The following is an 18,494-nucleotide window of genomic DNA, read 5'->3' on the forward strand; positions in this document are numbered from 1 at the left end:
ATGAGCCTGGAAAATATCTCCTGCCAGAAAAGCTTCGGCGGCTGGCATAAGCGCTATCGGCACCGCTCCGACGTGCTCGGTTGCGACATGGTGTTTGCCGTATACCTGCCACCGCAAGCGGAGCAGGGCGGTAAATTGCCGGTGTTGTACTGGTTGTCCGGCCTGACCTGCACCGATGAGAACTTCATGCAAAAGGCCGGCGCCATGCGCATGGCCGCCGAGCTGGGGCTGATCATCGTCGCACCGGACACCAGCCCGCGCGGTCCTGATGTGCCGGGTGATCCGGACGGCGCCTGGGACTTCGGTCTCGGTGCCGGGTTTTATCTGAATGCCACGCAGGAACCTTGGTCCCGGCACTATCGGATGCATGACTATGTCGTGCACGAATTGCCGGCATTGGTCGAAGCGCATTTCCCGACATCGGACAAGCGTGGCATCAGCGGTCACTCCATGGGTGGCCACGGCGCGTTGGTCTGTGCGTTGCGCAATCCGGGGCGTTATCTGTCGGTGTCGGCGTTCTCGCCGATCAACAATCCGATGGATTGCCCTTGGGGCCAGAAAGCCTTTTCCCGTTACTTGGGAGAGGACCGTTCGAAGTGGCGGGAATGGGATGCCTGTGCGTTGATCGCCGAGGCTGACGAGAAGCTGCCGCTGCTGGTCGACCAGGGTGATCGCGATGATTTCCTGGCCACCCAGCTCAAGCCTGAAACCTTGCAGCAGGCCGCCAAACTGGCAGGTCATCCGCTGACGTTGCGCTTGCAACCCGGCTACGACCACAGCTATTTCTTCATCGCCAGCTTCATCGACGACCACTTGCAGCATCACGCGCGCGCTCTAGGCGCTTAATGCAGGTAGAATCACGCCCTGACAAAAATCGGGGCGTTTTTTTATGCGTATTGGCCACGGCTACGATGTGCACCGTTTCGCTGAAGGCGATTTCATCACACTGGGCGGCGTGCGGATTGCACACAGCTTCGGGCTGCTCGCCCATTCCGACGGTGATGTCCTGCTGCACGCCTTGAGCGATGCCTTGCTCGGTGCTGCCGCGCTGGGTGATATCGGCAAGCACTTCCCGGACACCGACCCGCAATTCAAGGGCGCCGACAGTCGTGTGCTGTTGCGTCACGTCGTCGCACTGATCCATGCCAAAGGCTGGAAAGTCGGCAACGTCGATAACACCATTGTTGCCCAGGCCCCGAAAATGGCCCCGCATATCGAATCGATGCGCGCGCTGATTGCCGCGGATCTTCAAGTTGAGTTGGATCAAGTGAACGTGAAAGCTACCACCACCGAAAAGCTCGGCTTTGTCGGTCGCGAAGAAGGCATTGCCGTGCACTCCGTTGCTCTGTTGCTGCGCGCATGAACGAACTGCAATTGCTCGGCCCTCGGGCCTATGGTGAGTCTCTCGGTACCGCTGTACTGAAAGCCACGGCGGAAGATTTCCAGGTCGACGAAGTCCTTGATATTCCCCTGAGCGGCGACGGCGAACACCTGTGGATCTGGGTGGAAAAGCGCGGTCTGAATACCGAAGAAGCGGCACGGCGCATCGCCAAGGCGGCGGGTGTGCCATTGCGCACCGTCAGCTATGCCGGCCTCAAGGACCGTCAGGCGTTGACTCGCCAGTGGTTCAGCGTGCAACTGCCGGGCAAGGCCGATCCTGATCTGTCGGCGGCGGAAAACGACACGCTGAAAATCCTCAAGACCGGTCGGCATAAACGCAAACTGCAACGCGGTGCCCACTCGGCCAACGGCTTCACCTTGCGCTTGACCCAGTTCGCCGGTGACAAGGCTGCGATCGAAGAGCGTCTGCAGCTGATCGCCAAGCAAGGTATTCCCAATTATTTCGGCGCCCAGCGTTTCGGCTTTGATGGCGGCAACGTCGTCGACGCTCGTGCCTGGGCGGCGCGCAAGGCCCTGCCAGAACAACGCAACGTGCGTTCGCGGCTGCTTTCCACTGCGCGCAGTTTTCTGTTCAATCAAGTGTTGGCGGCGCGTGTCGCCGATGGCACCTGGCAGCGCGCTCAAGTGGGCGATCTGCTGGCGTTCACCGACAGCCGCAGTTTTTTCCCGGCAGGTGTTGCCGAATGCAACGACCCGCGCTTGGCGATTCTCGACCTGCACCCGACCGGCCCGCAGTGGGGCGAAGGTGACTCGCCGACGTCAGGCGCTGTCCATGAATTGGAGCAGGCAATCGCCGCGCGCGAAGCGGATCTGCGCGATTGGTTGATTAACGCCGGAATGAGCCACGAACGTCGCATCCTGCGGCTGCCCATTGGTGGGTTGACGTGGCATTATCCCGAGCCTGACATTCTGCAACTGGAATTCGTCCTGCCGGCCGGATGCTTCGCCACCGTATTGGTGCGTGAACTCGTCGATCTGGTGCCGGTGGGGCAGACGGACAGCCCATGCGTATTCTGATTTCTAACGACGATGGGGTAACCGCACCCGGTCTTGCCGCGCTTTATGCTGCGCTGGCGGATTACACCGAATGCGTGGTTATCGCCCCGGACCAGGACAAAAGCGGCGCCAGCAGCTCGCTGACGCTCGACCGTCCGTTGCACCCGCAAACCTTGGCCAACGGCTTTATCAGCCTCAACGGCACACCCACCGACTGCGTGCACCTGGGCCTTAACGGCTTGCTGGAGCTCGAGCCGGACATGGTGGTTTCCGGCATCAACCTGGGGGCCAACCTGGGGGATGACGTGCTGTATTCCGGCACTGTGGCGGCGGCCCTTGAAGGACGTTTCCTTGGGCGTCCTTCGTTTGCCTTTTCGTTCGTCTCACGGCAAGTAGAGAACCTTCCCACAGCCGCTTATTTTGCGCGCAAACTGGTAGAGGCTCACGCGGACCTCGATCTGCCGCCGCGCACGGTATTGAACGTGAACATTCCCAACTTGCCGCTGGAGCACATCCGCGGTATTCAGCTGACCCGCCTCGGCCATCGCGCCCGCGCCGCGGCGCCGATGAAAGTGGTCGACCCGCGCGGTAAATCCGGTTACTGGATCGCCGCGGCGGGGGACGCTGAAGATGGCGGCCCGGGTACCGATTTCCATGCGGTGATGCAAGGCTATGTTTCAATCACGCCACTGCAACTGGATCGCACCTTTAATGATGCCTTCAGAAGTCTCGATGGCTGGCTGGAGGGTCTGCGTTAATGGCTCGTGAACAAGACCATATTCTGCATCGCGGTATCGGGATGACCTCTCAACGGACCCGTGAGCGTCTGATTCAGCGGCTCTATGAAGAGGGAATATCCAACGCCAAGGTGCTGGAAGTCATCCGCCGCACCCCGCGTCATCTGTTCGTCGATGAGGCGCTGTCTCATCGCGCCTATGAAGATACGGCGCTGCCGATCGGGCATAACCAGACCATTTCCCAGCCTTATATGGTGGCTCGCATGAGCGAGCTGCTGCTGGAAGCCGGTCCGTTGGACAAGGTGATGGAAATCGGCACCGGTTCGGGTTACCAGACGGCGGTGCTGTCGCAACTGGTCGAGCGGGTTTTTTCCGTGGAGCGCATCAAGGTGCTGCAAGACCGGGCCAAGGAGCGCCTGGTGGAGCTGAACCTGCGCAATGTGGTATTTCGCTGGGGCGATGGCTGGGAAGGCTGGCCGGCGCTGGCGCCTTACAACGGCATCATCGTCACCGCCGTGGCCACCGACGTGCCTCAGGCACTGCTCGATCAGTTGGCACCGGGCGGGCGACTGGTGATTCCGGTCGGCTCTGGTGAAGTTCAACAATTGATGTTGATCATCCGTGAAGAACAGGGCTTTTCCAGGCGTGTTCTGGGGGCTGTGCGCTTTGTGCCATTGCTCAACGGGCCGTTGGCCTGAGCATTTGTTTAAGCACGCTGAATTCTCTTCGATTGCCCGGGTCTTACAGCGGCATCGATTGGTTAAACGGAATTCATCGTCAGACAGCAAACGTGTGCGCGAAGCGAATCCGCTTCATTAAAGTTAAAGCTTGTTCGGCCCGTTATACTTGCGACATTTTGTGCCGGAGCACGGCAATCCATATTTTCAGCCACCACAAAGGGAGCGGCGGGTGAGTCTCACAGTCATTGCGCAGCGAATGGGTATAACGAGCTTTCAGCGTCTGGTGACTGGCCTTGTCTTGAGTACCTTGCTGGTCGGATGTTCCAGCACCAAATCAGGTAGTGCGAGCGTCGTCGATCGCAACAACGCGGCCGCTCAGCGTCCGGCCGTGACCACCGGGCAGTACGTTGTCCGCCCCAAGGACACTTTGTTCTCCATCGCTTTTCGCTACGGTTGGGACTACAAAGCCCTCGCGGCACGGAACAACATTCCTACGCCTTACACGATCCATCCGGGTCAGACGATTCGCTTCGATGGTCGCAACGGTTCAACACCGACGGCGGTAGTGAGTTCGTCCAGTTCCTCGCCTTCGTCGTCGAGTAAAACCACAGTCATTCGGCGCCAGGCAAATGGCGCGACAACCAGTACAACAGTGCCTGTACCGTCCGTCGCCAATAAGCCGACACCCGCTCCATTGCCTCCTGCCGGTCCGGCCCCGGCAGGCTGGGGGTGGCCTTCTAATGGCATTCTGATTGGTAAATTCTCTTCAAACGGTAGTTTGAATAAAGGAATTGATATCGCCGGAGATTTGGGACAGCCTGTTTTAGCTGCGTCTGATGGGACGGTGGTATACGCCGGGAGTGGCTTAAGGGGCTACGGCGAATTAGTCATCATCAAACACAGCGATACCTACGTCAGTGCCTACGGACATAACCGCAGGCTGTTGGTTCGGGAGGGGCAGCAGGTCAAAGTCGGACAGACAATTGCCGAAATGGGGTCAACGGGTACAGACCGGGTGAAACTGCATTTTGAGATTCGCCGACAAGGTAAACCTGTAGATCCGCTGCAATTCCTGCCACGTCGTTGATTTGTTAGCCAGCCTGTTCCGTCACGTAGAGGGAACAGGCTCCAGCGTTGCCAAGGATAAAGGCGCCGCTTGAGCTTGAGGTCGAACTCACCAAAGGACTATAACAATGGCTCTCAGTAAAGAAGTGCCGGAGTTTGACATCGACGATGAGGTTCTCCTGATGGAGACCGGCATCGCCACGGATTCGATGTCGAATGATGAAGGGGATACACCACCTTCCGTTCGTGCCAAATCCAAACACTCCGCTTCGCTTAAGCAACACAAGTACATCGACTACACACGGGCACTCGATGCCACGCAGCTGTACCTCAACGAAATCGGCTTTTCCCCATTGCTCTCCCCGGAAGAAGAAGTTCATTTTGCGCGCTTGTCGCAAAGTGGCGATCCGGCCGGGCGCAAGCGCATGATTGAAAGCAACCTGCGGCTGGTGGTGAAAATCGCCCGACGTTACGTCAATCGTGGGCTGTCGCTGCTGGACCTGATCGAAGAGGGCAACCTCGGCCTGATCCGGGCAGTAGAAAAGTTCGATCCCGAACGTGGATTCCGCTTTTCGACCTACGCCACCTGGTGGATTCGTCAGACCATCGAGCGTGCGATCATGAATCAGACCCGGACCATCCGGTTGCCGATCCATGTGGTCAAAGAGCTCAACGTGTACTTGCGAGCCGCACGGGAGCTGACTCAAAAACTCGATCACGAACCCTCACCCGAAGAAATCGCCAACCTGCTGGAGAAACCGGTAGGCGAGGTCAAGCGCATGCTCGGCCTGAACGAGCGGGTTTCTTCGGTCGACGTCTCGCTGGGTCCGGATTCGGATAAAACCCTGCTGGACACCCTTACCGACGACCGCCCGACCGATCCATGCGAACTGTTGCAGGACGACGACCTGTCACAGAGCATCGATCAGTGGCTCTCGGAACTGACCGACAAGCAACGCGAGGTGGTCATTCGCCGCTTCGGCTTGCGAGGTCACGAGAGCAGCACGCTTGAAGATGTAGGTCTGGAAATCGGCCTGACCCGGGAGCGGGTCAGGCAAATCCAGGTTGAAGGTCTCAAGCGTCTTCGGGAGATTCTCGAGAAAAACGGCCTGTCGAGTGAGTCGCTGTTCCAATAAGCAATTCGCTCAACCGGTAACAAATAGCCCCAACTGGTATGGGGCTTTTTGTTGCCTGGAATATGGGAAGTGAGTTGTCGCCGACATCACCTCAAATTTGTAGTCTCGTGTTGTAAGTCTTTGCTTACTCTTTCGTAAGTGTTCGTTATTTTTACACCCTGGCAGTTGTCTATCTAACTTGCAGTGCTCGTTTATCTTATTGATATATATGGTTATTTTTTTTAGATTAACAACGTGTGACAGGCGATTTTAGCGACTGAGGCCGATTGCTCTTAGTGGGGAATTCTCTAGTATCTGAACTGTGTCGACGGATAGACACGCCCTTCAAGGAAGAGGGGAACGGACATCGCAGGAAGCGGTTCATCAGGACGATGAAAAGGAACACAAGGAATAGGGAAAAAATGTGGGCGGGTCATACCGCCCCTTTTTTTTGCCTGCAGAAAAGCAAAAAGGCCCACAAGGGGCCTTTTCGAGAACACGGGGTAATCAGCGTTCGAGGTCTTTGATCTTGCCTTTGACGCCATCCCACTCTTCGGCATCGGGCAACGATTCTTTCTTCTCGGTAATGTTGGGCCAGATTTCCGCCAGCTCAACGTTCAGCTGAATGAACTCCTGCATATCTTCCGGAACTTCATCTTCGGAGAAGATGGCCACGGCAGGGCATTCTGGTTCGCACAGTGCGCAGTCGATGCACTCATCCGGGTGAATCACCAGGAAGTTCGGGCCTTCGTAAAAGCAGTCCACCGGACAGACTTCTACGCAGTCGGTGTACTTGCACTTGATGCAGTTGTCGGTGACGACGAAGGTCATTTCTAATTCTCTCCTCAGGCGGCGGCAGCGGAGCCCCTTCAGGACGGGGTCGCCAGGTTCGGGAGCGATAGTCTGCAGGCCAGGCTATTAGCCTGCAGCATCCCAAACCGCGCGAGATTCTAACAGCTTGCAGGCAAGTGCGTTAGATCCGTGTCTTTAATGTATAGAGCATTTCGAGCGCACGACGCGGTGTCATGTCGTCCAGATCAAGTTTGGCCAGCTCATCCAGTACCGGATGCGGCAGGCTGGCGAACATGTCGCTCTGCTGCGGCGTAGCCGGTTTGCCTTTCGCCGGCTTCGGAACTTCATGAGGCAGCGCTGTGGATTCCAGTCGGCTCAGATGTTCGCGAGCACGCACGATCACTTCGCTCGGCACACCGGCCAACTGCGCAACCGCCAAGCCATAGCTCTGGCTTGCAGGCCCAGGCAACACGTGGTGCAGGAACACGATGCGTTCGTTGTGCTCAGTGGCGTTGAGGTGCACGTTGGCCACCAGTGGCTGGGCTTCCGGCAGCACTGTCAGCTCGAAATAGTGGGTAGCGAACAGGGTGTAGGCCCGCAGGTGCGCCAAACGCTCAGCCGCGGCCCAGGCCAGGGACAGGCCGTCGAATGTGCTGGTGCCGCGACCGACTTCGTCCATCAGCACCAGGCTGCGTTCGGTGGCGTTGTGCAGGATGTTCGCGGTTTCGCTCATTTCAACCATGAAGGTCGAACGACCGCCCGCCAAGTCATCGCTGGAACCGATCCGGGTGAAGATCCGGTCTACCAAGGACAATTCACAACTGGCCGCCGGCACGAAACTGCCGATATGCGCCAGCAATACGATCAATGCGGTCTGACGCATGTAGGTGGATTTACCGCCCATGTTCGGACCGGTGATCACCAGCATGCGGGTGTTGTCGTCAAGGCTCAGGTCGTTGGCCACAAACGGCGTGGTGAGTACTTGCTCGACCACCGGGTGACGACCCTGGGTGATGCGCATGCACGGCTCGCTGACGAAGCGCGGGCAGTTCAGGTCCAGATTCAGTGCGCGCTCGGCGAGGTTGCTCAGCACGTCCAGCTCGGCCAGTGCCGCGGCGGTGTCTTGCAAGGGCGGCAACTGCGCGATCAGGTCTTCGAGCAGCGCTTCGTAGAGCATCTTCTCGCGAGCCAGGGCGCGGCTTTTGGCTGACAGCGCTTTGTCTTCGAACGCCTTCAGTTCCGGCGTGATGAAGCGCTCGGCACCTTTGAGGGTCTGACGGCGAATATAGTCCGCAGGCGCCGATTCGGCCTGCTTGCTCGGCAACTCGATGAAGTAACCGTGAATCCGGTTGTAGCCGACCTTCAAGTGCGACAGGCCGGTGCGGGCCTTCTCACGCGCTTCGAGATCGATCAGGAACTGTCCGGCGTTTTCGCTGAGCGATTGCAGTTCGTCGAGTTCGCTGTCGTAACCGGTTTTCAACACTCCGCCGTCACGGATGACGGCGGGCGGGTTGTCGATAATGGCTTTTTCCAGCAGCGCCGCCAGTTCCGGATAGGTGCTGGTAGTCGTCGCCAATTGAATGATGTGCGGGGCTTCAAGCTCGGCCATCGCTATCTGCAATTCCGGCAGGGCACCGAGGGCATCGCGCAGACGCGCCAAGTCACGAGGACGGGCATTGCGCAGGCCGATGCGCGCCAGAATCCGTTCGATGTCACCGATTTCCTTGAGCTGCGGTTGCAGTTTTTCGAAGCGGTAACCGTCGAGCAGGCAAGTGATCGAGCTCTGACGCGCGAGCAATACGGTCAAATCCCGCAGCGGACGGTTCAGCCAGCGGGTCAGCAGTCGGCTGCCCATGGCGGTCTGGCAGCGATCGACCACCGATTGCAAGGTGTTGTCGCGACCGCCGGCCAGGTTGGTGTCCAGTTCCAGGTTGCGACGGCTCGCGCCGTCCAGCACCACGGTGTCGTCCAGGCGTTCATGACGCAGGCTGCGCAAGTGGGGCAGGGCGGTGCGCTGGGTTTCTTTGGCGTAGCTGAGCAGGCAGCCAGCAGCGCCGATCGCGAGGGTCAAGTTCTCGCAGCCGAAACCTTTCAGGTCCTGGGTGGAAAACTGCTGGCAAAGACTTTTCAGCGCCGAGTCGCGCTCGAAATCCCACGGCGCACGGCGACGAACCCCACGACGTTTCTCCGCCGGCAGGTCTTTCGGCCAGTCGTCCGGGATCATCAGTTCTACCGGATTGACCCGCTCCAGTTCCGCCAGCAGGTTTTCCCAGCCTTTGATCTCCAGCACAGTGAAGTTGCCGCTGGTGATGTCCAGCACCGCCAGACCGAACAGACGTTCGTCACCCAGCACCGCCGCAATCAGGTTGTCCCGACGCTCATCCAGCAGCGCTTCATCGCTGACTGTGCCGGGGGTGATGATCCGCACCACCTGACGATCCACCGGCCCTTTGCTGGTGGCCGGGTCGCCGACCTGCTCACAAATCACCACAGATTCGCCGAGCTTAACCAGTTTCGCCAGGTAACCTTCCGCGGCGTGGTAAGGAATCCCACACATCGGAATCGCCTGACCCGCCGATTGCCCACGAGCCGTCAGGGTGATGTCCAGCAACTTGGCGGCCTTCTTCGCGTCTTCATAGAAGATCTCGTAGAAGTCGCCCATGCGGTAGAACATCAGCTGATCAGGGTGCTGGTTCTTCAGGCGCCAGTACTGCTGCATCATTGGCGTGTGGGAGGACAGATCGGAGAGGGCTTTATTCATCGGAAATTCAGGAAAACTCGTTGAAAGGTGTAGGGCAAAGGAGGGGCATCGGCCCGGCTTTTCCGCGATGGGCGCAAGGTTAACATGGGCGGTCCGACCTACGCAGGCATGAAAGCTCCAAGGCACATTTCTGCTGGCTATGCACGATCTATGCAAATCAGCATTTGTCTTCCGAAAAAAGATCAAGCACTATGCACGTTATGCAAAAACGCAATGTTTCTACCGTCTTAAGAGCGCTGCTCGATCAGAACGGGATCTCCCCCACGGAGCTTCACCGTCGCACCGGCGTGCCTCAATCCACTCTCTCGCGGATCCTCAGCGGGAAGATCGTCGATCCTTCGGATAAACATATTTCGAAGATTGCCGAATACTTCGCCGTGAGCACCGATCAGTTGCGTGGCCGCGCAGATGTCGCGCACGCCGCCAGCGCTGGGCGCGATGAGTCGCATTCGGAACTCAAGGACATAAGCCTGTGGGACGACGATACGCCAGTCGATGATGACGAGGTGTCGGTTCCCTTTCTTCGCGAGGTTGAATTGGCTGCTGGATCAGGAAGATTCGTCATCGAAGAAAGCGAGCGCTCTAGCCTGCGCTTCGGCAAGCGCAGTCTGCGCCACAACGGCGTGCAGTTCGACCAGGCCAAATGCGTGACTGTGCGCGGCAATAGCATGTTGCCGGTGCTGCGCGATGGCGCCACCGTTGGCGTGAATGCTGGCAAATGCGGGATTGGCGACATCGTCGATGGCGACCTTTACGCCATCAACCACAACGGCCAGTTACGGGTGAAACAGCTTTATCGCCTGCCAACAGGGATTCGCCTGCGCAGCTTCAATCGCGATGAGCATCCTGACGAGGACTACACCTTCCAGGAAATCCAGGAAGAGCAAATTGTCATCCTCGGTCACGTCTTCTGGTGGGGCATGTACGCCCGTTAACCTCACCGCTGTCAGATAAAACCCGCTGCCCGGCGGGTTTTTTTTCGCCTGCCAAAAACCGCCAACGCCTTTGTCTGCGGGGCTCTCATGCATCAGCGCATTTGCAATGCATAAATAAATGCATTTATGCATTGACTGTATATGCATCCATGCATATTCTTTGTCTCAAGCCACTCAACAAAGCGGCTCGAAACGAAGCTCTTTAGTTCCACCACAAAGGCAGCGATGAACCGGCCTCAACGGTTCAGAGGGTTGGCAACTGACCCGGGTGTGCAGCGTAAAGCACCAGAAGCAGTTATCCGACGGGTAGGGACCGCGGTCGGAAAAACAATTTGAATGGACTCGTACCGCGCCAGTAGCGCCGAAAAGTCAGCAGGACCGCATTACTGAAAAGCCCGGCCAATGCCGGGCTTTTTGGAATGCCTACCTCAAGAGACATCGTTTGAACTCAACACACATCACTCATCAATCACCCCCAGGAGGCGTGACATGACAAACGAGCAACAAGCGTTGCTGGACATGCCGATCTGGCTGGTCATCGTTCTCGCCCTGGTGGGCGGGGTGTCTGGCGAAATGTGGCGCGCCGACAAGGAGGGCGCTCGTGGCTGGTCGCTGCTGCGGCGTCTGGCGCTGCGGTCCGGGGCCTGCATGATCTGCGGGGTCTCGGCAATCATGCTGCTGTACGCCGCCGGCGTGTCGATCTGGGCCGCAGGTGCGTTTGGCTGCCTGACGGCGATGGCCGGTGCGGACGTGGCCATCGGGCTTTATGAACGCTGGGCGGCCAAGCGGATTGGCGTTTGCGAAGTGCCGCCGCGTGATTCGCCTCAGGATCATTGAGACCCCAACCTGAAGGAGCGTCATCCACAGTGCATAGCGCACTGACCCGCAAGGACGCGGGTTTCCCACGGCCAGTACCGTTCACTCAAACCCGCCGCGGCGGGTTTTTTTATTGCCCGGTTAAGAACTATGAAGATCACAACCCTGATCACACAGCTGCGTGATCAATGCCCAACCTTGGCCAATCGAGTGGCCGCCGGCATCGACCTCGCCACGCTGCAAGCCAACACCCCGCTGCAGACCCCCTGCGCCTATGTGGTGCCAATCGCCGATCTGGCAAGCAAGAGCCTCGCGCAAAACCTGATGCTGCAACCGATCCGCGACCGCTTCGAAGTGACGCTGGTACTCGACACCACGGACGCTACAAAAGCGCTGGATCTGTTGCATGACCTACGCGCCGAACTCTGGCGCGCACTGGTGGGTTTCAAGCCCGGCAGCGACTACGACGCCATCGAGTACGACGGCGGCGAACTGGTTTCCATCAACAGCAGCCGAGTGCTGTATCGCCTGCGCTTTTTTGCCGAATTCCAGCTCGGCCGCAATCTGCCGGGTCAGCCGGCGGAGAGCTGGCACGAGCGTGAACTGGACGGCTTGTCGTCCTTTACCGGGGTCACCGTGCGGGTCGATGCGATCGATCCGGCGGACCCCAATCTGAAACGCCCAGGCCCCGACGGGCGCCTGGAACTGACTTTCTCTGGAGACGTAACCCCATGAGCAAACGCATCACCGTGCTGCCGGCCCCGGGCCGTGTCGTGCCGGACCCGGAAGCGGGCGATCTGTTGCCCCTCGAGGGCCGTGAAGTGCCGGACAACGCCTGGTGGCGTCGACGTCTGGCCGATGGCGATATCACTACCAAAGCCGTGAAAGCGGCGAAACCACAGGGAGCCAAATAATGGCGATCGGATTCAGCAACATCCCCGCGGACATTCGTGTTCCGCTGTTCTATGCCGAAATGGACAACTCGGCCGCCAATAGCGCGTCGTCGGCCATGCGCCGCCTGATCGTTGCTCAGGTCAACGACAACATCGCGCCGGCCGACGTCGGCAAACTGGTGCTGGTGTCCAGCGTGGCGCTGGCCAAAAGCATTGGCGGCCAAGGCTCGATGCTCGCCTCGATGTACGAAACCTGGCGCAAGACCGACCCGATCGGCGAGATCTGGTGCCTGCCGCTGCACAACACTGAAGGCAGCATTGCCAAAGGTGTGCTGACCCTGACCGGTGCGGCGACTCAGAGCGGTGTGCTCAACCTGTACGTCGGCGGCGTTCGTGTTCAGGCGGCCATCGTCAACGGTGCCACTGCGGCGCAAGCGGCCACGGCCCTGGCGCTGAAAATCAATGCCTCCGCCGATCTGCCGGTCAGCGCTGCAGCGGTCGAAGGAGTGGTCACCCTGAGCGCCAAATGGACTGGCGACAGCGGCAACGACATCAGCCTGCAATTCAATCGCCTGGGCAAGAGCAACGGCGAAGAAACGCCGGCAGGCCTGACCTTGGCAATCACTGCCATGACCGGCGGCGCCGGTGTGCCGGATCAAGTGGCCGCCGTGGCGGCGCTGGGCGATGAACCGTTCGAGTTCATCTGCATGCCGTGGTCGGATCTGTCGACCCTCAACACCTGGCAAGCCGTCATGGATGACAGCACCGGTCGTTGGTCCTGGGCCAAGCAATTGTTCGGTCACGTCTACAGCGCCAAGCGCGGCACCATCGGTACTCTGGTGGCGGCCGGTCAGGCGCGTAACGACCAGCATATGACTATCCAGGCGCTGGAACCGGGCGTACCGCAACCGTTCTGGGTACAGGCCGCTGCACTGGCTGCACGCACCTCGGTGTTCATCTCTGCCGATGCCAGTCGTCCGACCCAAAGCGGCAGCCTGCCAGGTCTCGACCCGGCACCGGCAAGCGAGCGTTTCACTCTGACCGAGCGTCAGTCGTTGCTCAACTACGGCATCGCTACCGCGTACTACGAAGGCGGCTACGTGCGCATTCAGCGTTCGATCACCACCTATCAGAAGAACGCCTACGGCCAGGCAGATAACTCCTACCTGGACAGCGAAACCATGCACCAGTCGGCGTTCATCGTGCGTCGTCTGCAAAATGTGATTACCAGCAAATACGGTCGCCACAAACTGGCCTCCGATGGCACCCGTTTCGGCGCCGGCCAGCCCATCGTCACCCCAAGCACCATTCGCGGTGAGCTGATCGCCCAGTACGCCAAGCTCGAACTGGAAGGCCACGTGGAAAACGCCGAGCTGTTCGCCGAGCACCTGATTGTCGAGCGCGATGTTCAGGACCCGAGCCGGGTCAACGTGCTGTTCCCGCCGGATTACATCAACGGTCTGCGTGTGTTCGCGCTGCTCAACCAATTCCGTCTGCAGTACGACGACGCAGCCTGATCGCTGCCTTTGACTGTGTGATTTCAGCCCACCTCGCGTGGGCTTTTTATTTGAAGGGAGAAACACCATGGGTCAACTGATTGCGGGCACCTGCTACGTCAAAGTGGACGGCGCTCAATTGACCATCAACGGCGGCTGCGAAGCGCCATTGATGGCCGTTAAACGGGAAACCGTCGTACCGGGCTTCTACAAGGAAACCGACATTGCGCCGTCGTTCAAAGTGACGGCGCTGCACACTGCGGACTTCCCGCTCAAGCAACTGATCGCAGGCACTGACATGACCGTCACCTGCGAATTCAGCAACGGCAAAGTCTACGTCCTGGCCGGCGCCTACCTGGTGGAAGAACCGGTGTCCAAAGGCGATGACGCCACCATCGAACTGAAATTCGAAGGCATCAAGGGGACCTGGCAATGAGCAACGCCGTGAAGCTTCAAGTTGCGATCGAAGCCCACGGCGAGCCCTTGACCGAACTCAACCTGCGCCGTCCGACGGTACAGGAAGTGCGGGCGATCAAGGCGCTGCCGTACAAGATCGACAAGAGCGAAGAGGTCAGCCTCGACATGGACGTCGCGGCCAAATACATCGCCGTGTGCGCCGGCATTCCGCCGTCGTCGGTCAACCAGCTGGATCTGGCTGACCTCAACGCGCTGAGTTGGGCCGTCGCGAGTTTTTTCATGAGTGCGGCGTCGGAGCCATCACCGACCTGATCGCAGTCGCCTATGACCTGGCCTGGTTCTGGAAGGTTGACCCCGAACAGATGATGGCCAGGCCACTGGATGTGCTCCGCGAATCGCTGGAGCACGCGCAACGGATCAATGCGATGCAGCAGGTGCAGTGATGGCAGACACAGAAACGAAAGAGAAGACGTCGGTGCTGCTCACGGGCATTGACGAACTGTCACCCAAACTCGGCGCCCTGCGGGCAAAAGTCGAGAGCTTCAAGAAAAACCTGGAGCAGGCCGGCCTCGGCAAACTGGATATCAGCGGTTTGTTCAAGGGCGGTAGCGTGATCACGCCGTTCATGGATGCGATCAAGGCGTCCGACGCGTTCAAAGGCAAATTGACTGAGGTCAGCGAATCGGCCGAAGGCGTTGATTTGCCGAAGGCGCCGGCAAGCGCTACACAAAACATGAATGTGTTCAGTCGATCGATGGAGCAGGTGTCGGTCGCGGCCAACACGGCCTTGCAGCCTGCCGTCGCTACGGTAACGGCAGGTCTTCAACCTTTGCTGGTTGGTTTTGGCAGTCTGCTCGATGACAACCCGAAGCTGGTCGAAGGGCTGGCGGCAGGTGCCATCGCGTTCTCGGCGATGCAAACCGCCGTGACCGGCGCGACTCAAGTGTTCGAGCTGATGAGCATGGTGCTCAAGACCAATCCGATCATGCTGATTGCCATGGGTATCGCCCTGGCGGCCGGTTTGATCATTGCCAACTGGGAGCCGATTTCGACGTTTTTCGCCGGTCTTTGGCAAAAGATTGTCAGTTACTGGGCGCCGATCAGCGGAGTTTTCTCGGATATTTTTGATCGAGTGAAAGCAGTCGTGAGCGCAGGATTCGATTTCCTCAAGGCGTGGTTTGCCTGGACGCCCTACGGAATGATCCTGAACAACTGGGGGGCCGTTGTCGGTTTGTTTTCGGCCATCTGGAATCTGCTCATGGCACTGACCGTGCCGGTGACGGAGAAACTGCGCAGCATGTTCGACTGGGTTCCACTGGACGCCATTACCGCGGCTTGGGATCAGGTGCCTGCCATATTCTCGGGCTACTGGGAGTCAATCAAGCTTGGGGCGCAGGCGTTCTTTTCCTACCTCAGCGACCTGTTCACTTGGTCGCCCTTGGACGCACTGAGCGAAACATGGGCATCTGTGGTTCAGTTTTTCAGTGAAAAAGCGGAAAAGCTCCGGGCCATTCTGGCGCCGATCCAGGAGATGCTGGGCGGTAGCGTTGGTGGCTTTATCGCCAAAATTACTGGCAAGGTCGAAGGCTTCACCGAGGTGCAAAAGAAAACCAATGCCGAAGGCAAGGGTGAATTTGCGCCAGCAGCGGCGTTCTTTGGTGATGCTTCCGAGCCAGCCTCGAGCGCGCTGACGGCTCCCGGCAGTTTGCCGATCAAGTCGCCGATGCAGCCCGGTTCTCTGACACAAAACTCCAGCACCTTGATCCAGCAAACCGCCGCCAATAACCGCACGCAACTCGAAGGCGGCCTGACCGTGCGCTTCGAAAACGCGCCGGCCGGGCTGCGCACCGATCAACCGCAAACCAATCAACCGGGGCTGTCGCTCAATTCGCGCATCGGCTATCGCTCGCTGTCTCTGGGAGGTTCCAATGAACTGGCGTGACCGTTTGTTGCCGGCATCCTTTCGCGGTGTCGGTTTCTGGGTCGATCAGGCGAAAACCCCGGTCGGCCATAAGGGCCAGTTGCACGAGTATCCACAACGCGACCAGCCGTTTTTCGAGGGCCTTGGCCAGCAGGCGAAGATCCATGATCTGACGGCATTCATTGTCGGCGCCGATTGCCTGGAGCAGCGCGACAAATTGCTCAAGGCGTTGGAGCAGGGCAGTGGTGAACTGGTCCACCCGTGGTTGGGGCGGATGCAAGTCAAGGTCGGTGAATGCGACATGACCCAGACCCGCCAGGACGGCGGGTTGGTGACCTTTGCCCTGAAGTTCTACCCCGATCAGCCGCTGCAATTTCCGACGGCCACGGTCAGCACGCAAAAGCTGCTGCTGTCATCGGCGGACACGCTACTGGGCTCGGCGGTGGCGCGTTTCGAACAGGCCATGACCCTGATCAAGGCGGCGCGGATCGGCATCGCCAATCTGCGCAACAGCCTGACCGGGGTCTATGAAGTGATCCAGGAACAGCTCAAACCGTTGATCGAGGAGTACCGGCAGATCAGCGAGCTGGTCAAAGCGGTCAAGGAGTTGCCCAAGGAAGTGGCGGCGGAATTCAAGGGATTGCTTGGCGATATCAAATCGCTCAAGGACTTCGCGAAGGAGGGCTATCGTGGCGTGATTGCCAACGTTTCCCAGCAGATCGAAGCCATCCGCAAAGCCGACGCACCGAAGCTCACCACCGGCAAGGACACCACGGCGGCGGCGCAAGCCATGGCCGATCTGGTGCAGGACACGCTGCTGGTGAAGGTGGCGCAATGGGTCGCCTCAATGCCAGTGGCGTCGACGCCGGTGAAACTGACCTCGCAGCCGTCGCTGGATCATCAGACCCTGCAGCCGGTCACCCGTCAGGAAGTGCCGGTCACTGACGATTTGCAGTTGTTGCAAAAGGAGTTGAACGAAGCGATCCAACTGGCACTGAACAAGGCCAGCCCCGCGCACTATCAAGCCATCAACGATCTGAAGCAGAACTTGAATGCGCACCTCAAAGCGGTGGCGTCGTCCGGCGTGCGGCTGGTCAGTAAATCCTTTCAGGAGAGCCTGCCTGCCGTCGTCGTGGCCTATCGGCAATTTGCCGATGCCACGCGGGTCACGGAAGTGACTCAGCGCAACGGTGTTGCCCATCCGGGGTTCCTGCCGCCGAACGATGTAAAAGTCTCCGGGGAGTGAACCATGAACGACATGGATAACCGGGTCACCCTGACGGTCGGCGGCCTGGAATACGGTGGCTGGAAAAGCGTGGAAATCACTGCGGATCTGGAGCGCCAGTTCCGCACCTTTAAACTCAACATCACCTGGCAATGGCCGGGGCAGACCGTGGACAAACGGATCCAGCCCGGTGACGCCTGTGAAGTGCGCATCGGCCAGGATCTGGTGCTGACCGGGTATGTATTCAAGGCCCCGATCAGTTATGACGGGCGGCAGATCAGCCTGAACATCGAAGGCAGTTCCTGCACCCAGGATCTGGTGGATTGCGCCGCGACCAACCGCCCGAACCAATGGCATGAGCAATCGCTGTTGAGCATCGTCGAAGCGCTGGCGATCACCTACAAAGTCTTTGTGGTCAGCGAGATTCCCGAGACCGCCCGGCTCAGCAGTCACACCATCGTGCCGGGGGAAACGGTGTTTCAATCCATCGACCGCTTGCTGACCTTGTTCCGGGTGTTTTCTACCGATGATGCCCAGGGTCGGCTGGTGTTGGCCCGGCCCGGAAGTGGTGGTCGGGCCAGCGATGCGCTGGAGTTGGGCAAGAACATTCTGTCGGCCAACGCGCCAATGGATTACAGCCAGGTGTTCTCCGAATACCGGGTAATCGGTCAGCACAAGGGCACGGACAAGAAGAGCGGGGCAGCGGTCAGCGAGGTTGAATCGGTGTCCGCCGACCTGAGCTACAAACGTCGACGGGTCACGGTGATCAACGAAGGCATGCAGATCAATCCCGATCTCGCCTTGCAACGGGCCAACTGGGAAAGCGCCACCCGCGTGGGCAAGGCCAAAGCCACCACCTATCAGGTGCAGGGCTGGCGACAATCCAACGGCGATCTGTGGCGTCATAACACGCTGGTGCGGGTCAAGGATCCGGTGCTGGGGTTTGATGACGACATGCTGATCTCGAAGGTGACCTACTCGCTGTCGGCGCAAGGTTCGGTCACCACCCTGCAAGTTGCACCGCCGCATACCTTTGACGCCAATCCCGAGCCCCCGAAGAAAACCTGAGCTCGACACTTACCCTAAATGGCATCTGGAATGCCAATGCTGTGAACAACGCCGAACCCTGTGGGAGCGGGCTTGCCCGCGAAAGCGGTGTTCGCTGCAACGCTCCTTTGCCTGACATACCGCCATCGCGGGCAAGCCCGCTCCCACAGGTTTGTCTGTGTTTCGCCGACTCTTGA

Annotated in this window: 19 protein-coding genes; 17 read left to right on the forward strand and 2 right to left on the reverse strand. The window is 59.0% G+C overall.

Translation table 11 applies throughout. The features are described from left to right. The 7 genes from fghA to rpoS all read left to right on the forward strand — a co-directional run bounded on the left by fghA (position 1) and on the right by rpoS (position 6,015). On the forward strand, positions 1-846 hold the full coding sequence (gene fghA, locus KGB18_RS19190) for an S-formylglutathione hydrolase (protein ID WP_123719840.1): 846 nt from the start codon (positions 1-3) through the stop codon (positions 844-846). Positions 847-889: 43 nt separating this feature from the next. Next, positions 890-1,363 (forward strand): 2-C-methyl-D-erythritol 2,4-cyclodiphosphate synthase, encoded by a 474-nt coding sequence (gene ispF / locus KGB18_RS19195; protein ID WP_038979164.1) that lies wholly within the window; start codon positions 890-892, stop codon positions 1,361-1,363. Further along, positions 1,360-2,418 carry a tRNA pseudouridine(13) synthase TruD gene (truD, locus tag KGB18_RS19200; protein WP_123719839.1) on the forward strand — a complete coding sequence of 353 codons (1,059 nt, stop codon included), beginning with the start codon at positions 1,360-1,362 and terminating at the stop codon, positions 2,416-2,418. Before ispF ends, truD begins: the two co-directional genes overlap by 4 nt. Continuing rightward, positions 2,406-3,155: a 5'/3'-nucleotidase SurE gene (gene surE / locus KGB18_RS19205; protein WP_123501180.1), complete on the forward strand. Its 750-nt coding sequence runs from the start codon at positions 2,406-2,408 to the stop codon at positions 3,153-3,155. Before truD ends, surE begins: the two co-directional genes overlap by 13 nt. Positions 3,156-3,196: 41 nt before the next feature. Further along, entirely contained in the window at positions 3,197-3,832 is a 636-nt protein-coding gene (locus KGB18_RS19210) for a protein-L-isoaspartate(D-aspartate) O-methyltransferase (protein WP_173667553.1), read from the forward strand. A gap of 211 nt (positions 3,833-4,043) precedes the next feature. Beyond that, the gene (locus tag KGB18_RS19215) at positions 4,044-4,901 is read left to right on the forward strand and encodes a peptidoglycan DD-metalloendopeptidase family protein (RefSeq protein WP_123719838.1); all 858 of its coding nucleotides are present in this window, start codon (positions 4,044-4,046) and stop codon (positions 4,899-4,901) included. Between the two features lie 106 nt (positions 4,902-5,007). Continuing rightward, on the forward strand, positions 5,008-6,015 hold the full coding sequence (gene rpoS / locus KGB18_RS19220; RefSeq protein WP_123719837.1) for an RNA polymerase sigma factor RpoS: 1,008 nt from the start codon (positions 5,008-5,010) through the stop codon (positions 6,013-6,015). Positions 6,016-6,501: 486 nt separating this feature from the next. Here the strand turns inward: rpoS and fdxA are convergent, their stop codons facing one another. Together fdxA and mutS are read right to left on the reverse strand one after the other, a co-directional pair. Further along, positions 6,502-6,825, reverse strand: a complete 324-nt coding sequence (gene fdxA / locus KGB18_RS19225; protein ID WP_003222178.1) for a ferredoxin FdxA — start codon at positions 6,823-6,825, stop codon at positions 6,502-6,504. A gap of 142 nt (positions 6,826-6,967) precedes the next feature. Beyond that, positions 6,968-9,547 (reverse strand): DNA mismatch repair protein MutS, encoded by a 2,580-nt coding sequence (mutS, locus tag KGB18_RS19230; RefSeq protein ID WP_123719836.1) that lies wholly within the window; start codon positions 9,545-9,547, stop codon positions 6,968-6,970. Between the two features lie 200 nt (positions 9,548-9,747). Between mutS and KGB18_RS19235 the strand changes: the two genes are divergently transcribed. The 10 genes from KGB18_RS19235 (at position 9,748) to KGB18_RS19280 (ending at position 18,318) form a co-directional block, all read left to right on the forward strand. Beyond that, complete coding sequence (locus KGB18_RS19235) at positions 9,748-10,482, forward strand: XRE family transcriptional regulator (protein WP_123719916.1); 735 nt, start codon at positions 9,748-9,750, stop codon at positions 10,480-10,482. 489 nt (positions 10,483-10,971) lie between these two features. Next, positions 10,972-11,319, forward strand: coding sequence for a phage holin family protein (locus tag KGB18_RS19240; RefSeq protein ID WP_123719835.1), 348 nt, complete (start codon positions 10,972-10,974; stop codon positions 11,317-11,319). 129 nt (positions 11,320-11,448) lie between these two features. Next, positions 11,449-12,033, forward strand: coding sequence for a hypothetical protein (locus KGB18_RS19245; protein ID WP_123719834.1), 585 nt, complete (start codon positions 11,449-11,451; stop codon positions 12,031-12,033). Beyond that, complete coding sequence (locus KGB18_RS19250; protein WP_007907211.1) at positions 12,030-12,212, forward strand: DUF2635 domain-containing protein; 183 nt, start codon at positions 12,030-12,032, stop codon at positions 12,210-12,212. Before KGB18_RS19245 ends, KGB18_RS19250 begins: the two co-directional genes overlap by 4 nt. Beyond that, positions 12,212-13,708 (forward strand): phage tail sheath subtilisin-like domain-containing protein, encoded by a 1,497-nt coding sequence (locus tag KGB18_RS19255; RefSeq protein ID WP_123719833.1) that lies wholly within the window; start codon positions 12,212-12,214, stop codon positions 13,706-13,708. The genes KGB18_RS19250 and KGB18_RS19255 overlap by 1 nt, the downstream gene beginning before the upstream one ends. A 67-nt stretch (positions 13,709-13,775) precedes the next feature. After that, a complete protein-coding gene (locus tag KGB18_RS19260) occupies positions 13,776-14,123 on the forward strand; it encodes a phage tail tube protein (protein ID WP_007907215.1) in 348 nt (115 codons plus the stop codon). Further along, positions 14,120-14,416 carry a phage tail assembly protein gene (locus tag KGB18_RS19265; RefSeq protein ID WP_123719832.1) on the forward strand — a complete coding sequence of 99 codons (297 nt, stop codon included), beginning with the start codon at positions 14,120-14,122 and terminating at the stop codon, positions 14,414-14,416. Before KGB18_RS19260 ends, KGB18_RS19265 begins: the two co-directional genes overlap by 4 nt. A gap of 130 nt (positions 14,417-14,546) precedes the next feature. After that, entirely contained in the window at positions 14,547-16,046 is a 1,500-nt protein-coding gene (locus tag KGB18_RS19270) for a phage tail protein (RefSeq protein WP_223570350.1), read from the forward strand. Beyond that, on the forward strand, positions 16,033-17,271 hold the full coding sequence (locus tag KGB18_RS19275) for a DNA circularization protein (protein WP_123719831.1): 1,239 nt from the start codon (positions 16,033-16,035) through the stop codon (positions 17,269-17,271). Before KGB18_RS19270 ends, KGB18_RS19275 begins: the two co-directional genes overlap by 14 nt. Positions 17,272-17,274: 3 nt before the next feature. Beyond that, entirely contained in the window at positions 17,275-18,318 is a 1,044-nt protein-coding gene (locus tag KGB18_RS19280) for a phage baseplate assembly protein (protein ID WP_123719830.1), read from the forward strand. Positions 18,319-18,494: the final 176 nt, after the last annotated feature.

It is taken from the genome of Pseudomonas sp. BF-R-26 (assembly GCF_019947395.1).
Taxonomy (GTDB): Bacteria; Pseudomonadota; Gammaproteobacteria; order Pseudomonadales; family Pseudomonadaceae; genus Aquipseudomonas; species Aquipseudomonas farris.

Excerpts from the sequence above, each read along its gene's own strand:
- fghA (WP_123719840.1), top strand. The coding sequence starts at position 1 with ATGAGCCTGGAAAATATCTCCTGCCAGAAAAGCTTCGGCGGCTGGCAT.
- ispF (WP_038979164.1), top strand. The coding sequence starts at position 890 with ATGCGTATTGGCCACGGCTACGATGTGCACCGTTTCGCTGAAGGCGAT.
- truD (WP_123719839.1), top strand. The coding sequence starts at position 1,360 with ATGAACGAACTGCAATTGCTCGGCCCTCGGGCCTATGGTGAGTCTCTC.
- surE (WP_123501180.1), top strand. The coding sequence starts at position 2,406 with ATGCGTATTCTGATTTCTAACGACGATGGGGTAACCGCACCCGGTCTT.
- KGB18_RS19210 (WP_173667553.1), top strand. The coding sequence starts at position 3,197 with ATGACCTCTCAACGGACCCGTGAGCGTCTGATTCAGCGGCTCTATGAA.
- rpoS (WP_123719837.1), top strand. The coding sequence starts at position 5,008 with ATGGCTCTCAGTAAAGAAGTGCCGGAGTTTGACATCGACGATGAGGTT.
- fdxA (WP_003222178.1), bottom strand. The coding sequence starts at position 6,825 with ATGACCTTCGTCGTCACCGACAACTGCATCAAGTGCAAGTACACCGAC.
- mutS (WP_123719836.1), bottom strand. The coding sequence starts at position 9,547 with ATGAATAAAGCCCTCTCCGATCTGTCCTCCCACACGCCAATGATGCAG.
- KGB18_RS19235 (WP_123719916.1), top strand. The coding sequence starts at position 9,748 with ATGCAAAAACGCAATGTTTCTACCGTCTTAAGAGCGCTGCTCGATCAG.
- KGB18_RS19240 (WP_123719835.1), top strand. The coding sequence starts at position 10,972 with ATGACAAACGAGCAACAAGCGTTGCTGGACATGCCGATCTGGCTGGTC.
- KGB18_RS19245 (WP_123719834.1), top strand. The coding sequence starts at position 11,449 with ATGAAGATCACAACCCTGATCACACAGCTGCGTGATCAATGCCCAACC.
- KGB18_RS19250 (WP_007907211.1), top strand. The coding sequence starts at position 12,030 with ATGAGCAAACGCATCACCGTGCTGCCGGCCCCGGGCCGTGTCGTGCCG.
- KGB18_RS19255 (WP_123719833.1), top strand. The coding sequence starts at position 12,212 with ATGGCGATCGGATTCAGCAACATCCCCGCGGACATTCGTGTTCCGCTG.
- KGB18_RS19260 (WP_007907215.1), top strand. The coding sequence starts at position 13,776 with ATGGGTCAACTGATTGCGGGCACCTGCTACGTCAAAGTGGACGGCGCT.
- KGB18_RS19265 (WP_123719832.1), top strand. The coding sequence starts at position 14,120 with ATGAGCAACGCCGTGAAGCTTCAAGTTGCGATCGAAGCCCACGGCGAG.
- KGB18_RS19270 (WP_223570350.1), top strand. The coding sequence starts at position 14,547 with ATGGCAGACACAGAAACGAAAGAGAAGACGTCGGTGCTGCTCACGGGC.
- KGB18_RS19275 (WP_123719831.1), top strand. The coding sequence starts at position 16,033 with ATGAACTGGCGTGACCGTTTGTTGCCGGCATCCTTTCGCGGTGTCGGT.
- KGB18_RS19280 (WP_123719830.1), top strand. The coding sequence starts at position 17,275 with ATGAACGACATGGATAACCGGGTCACCCTGACGGTCGGCGGCCTGGAA.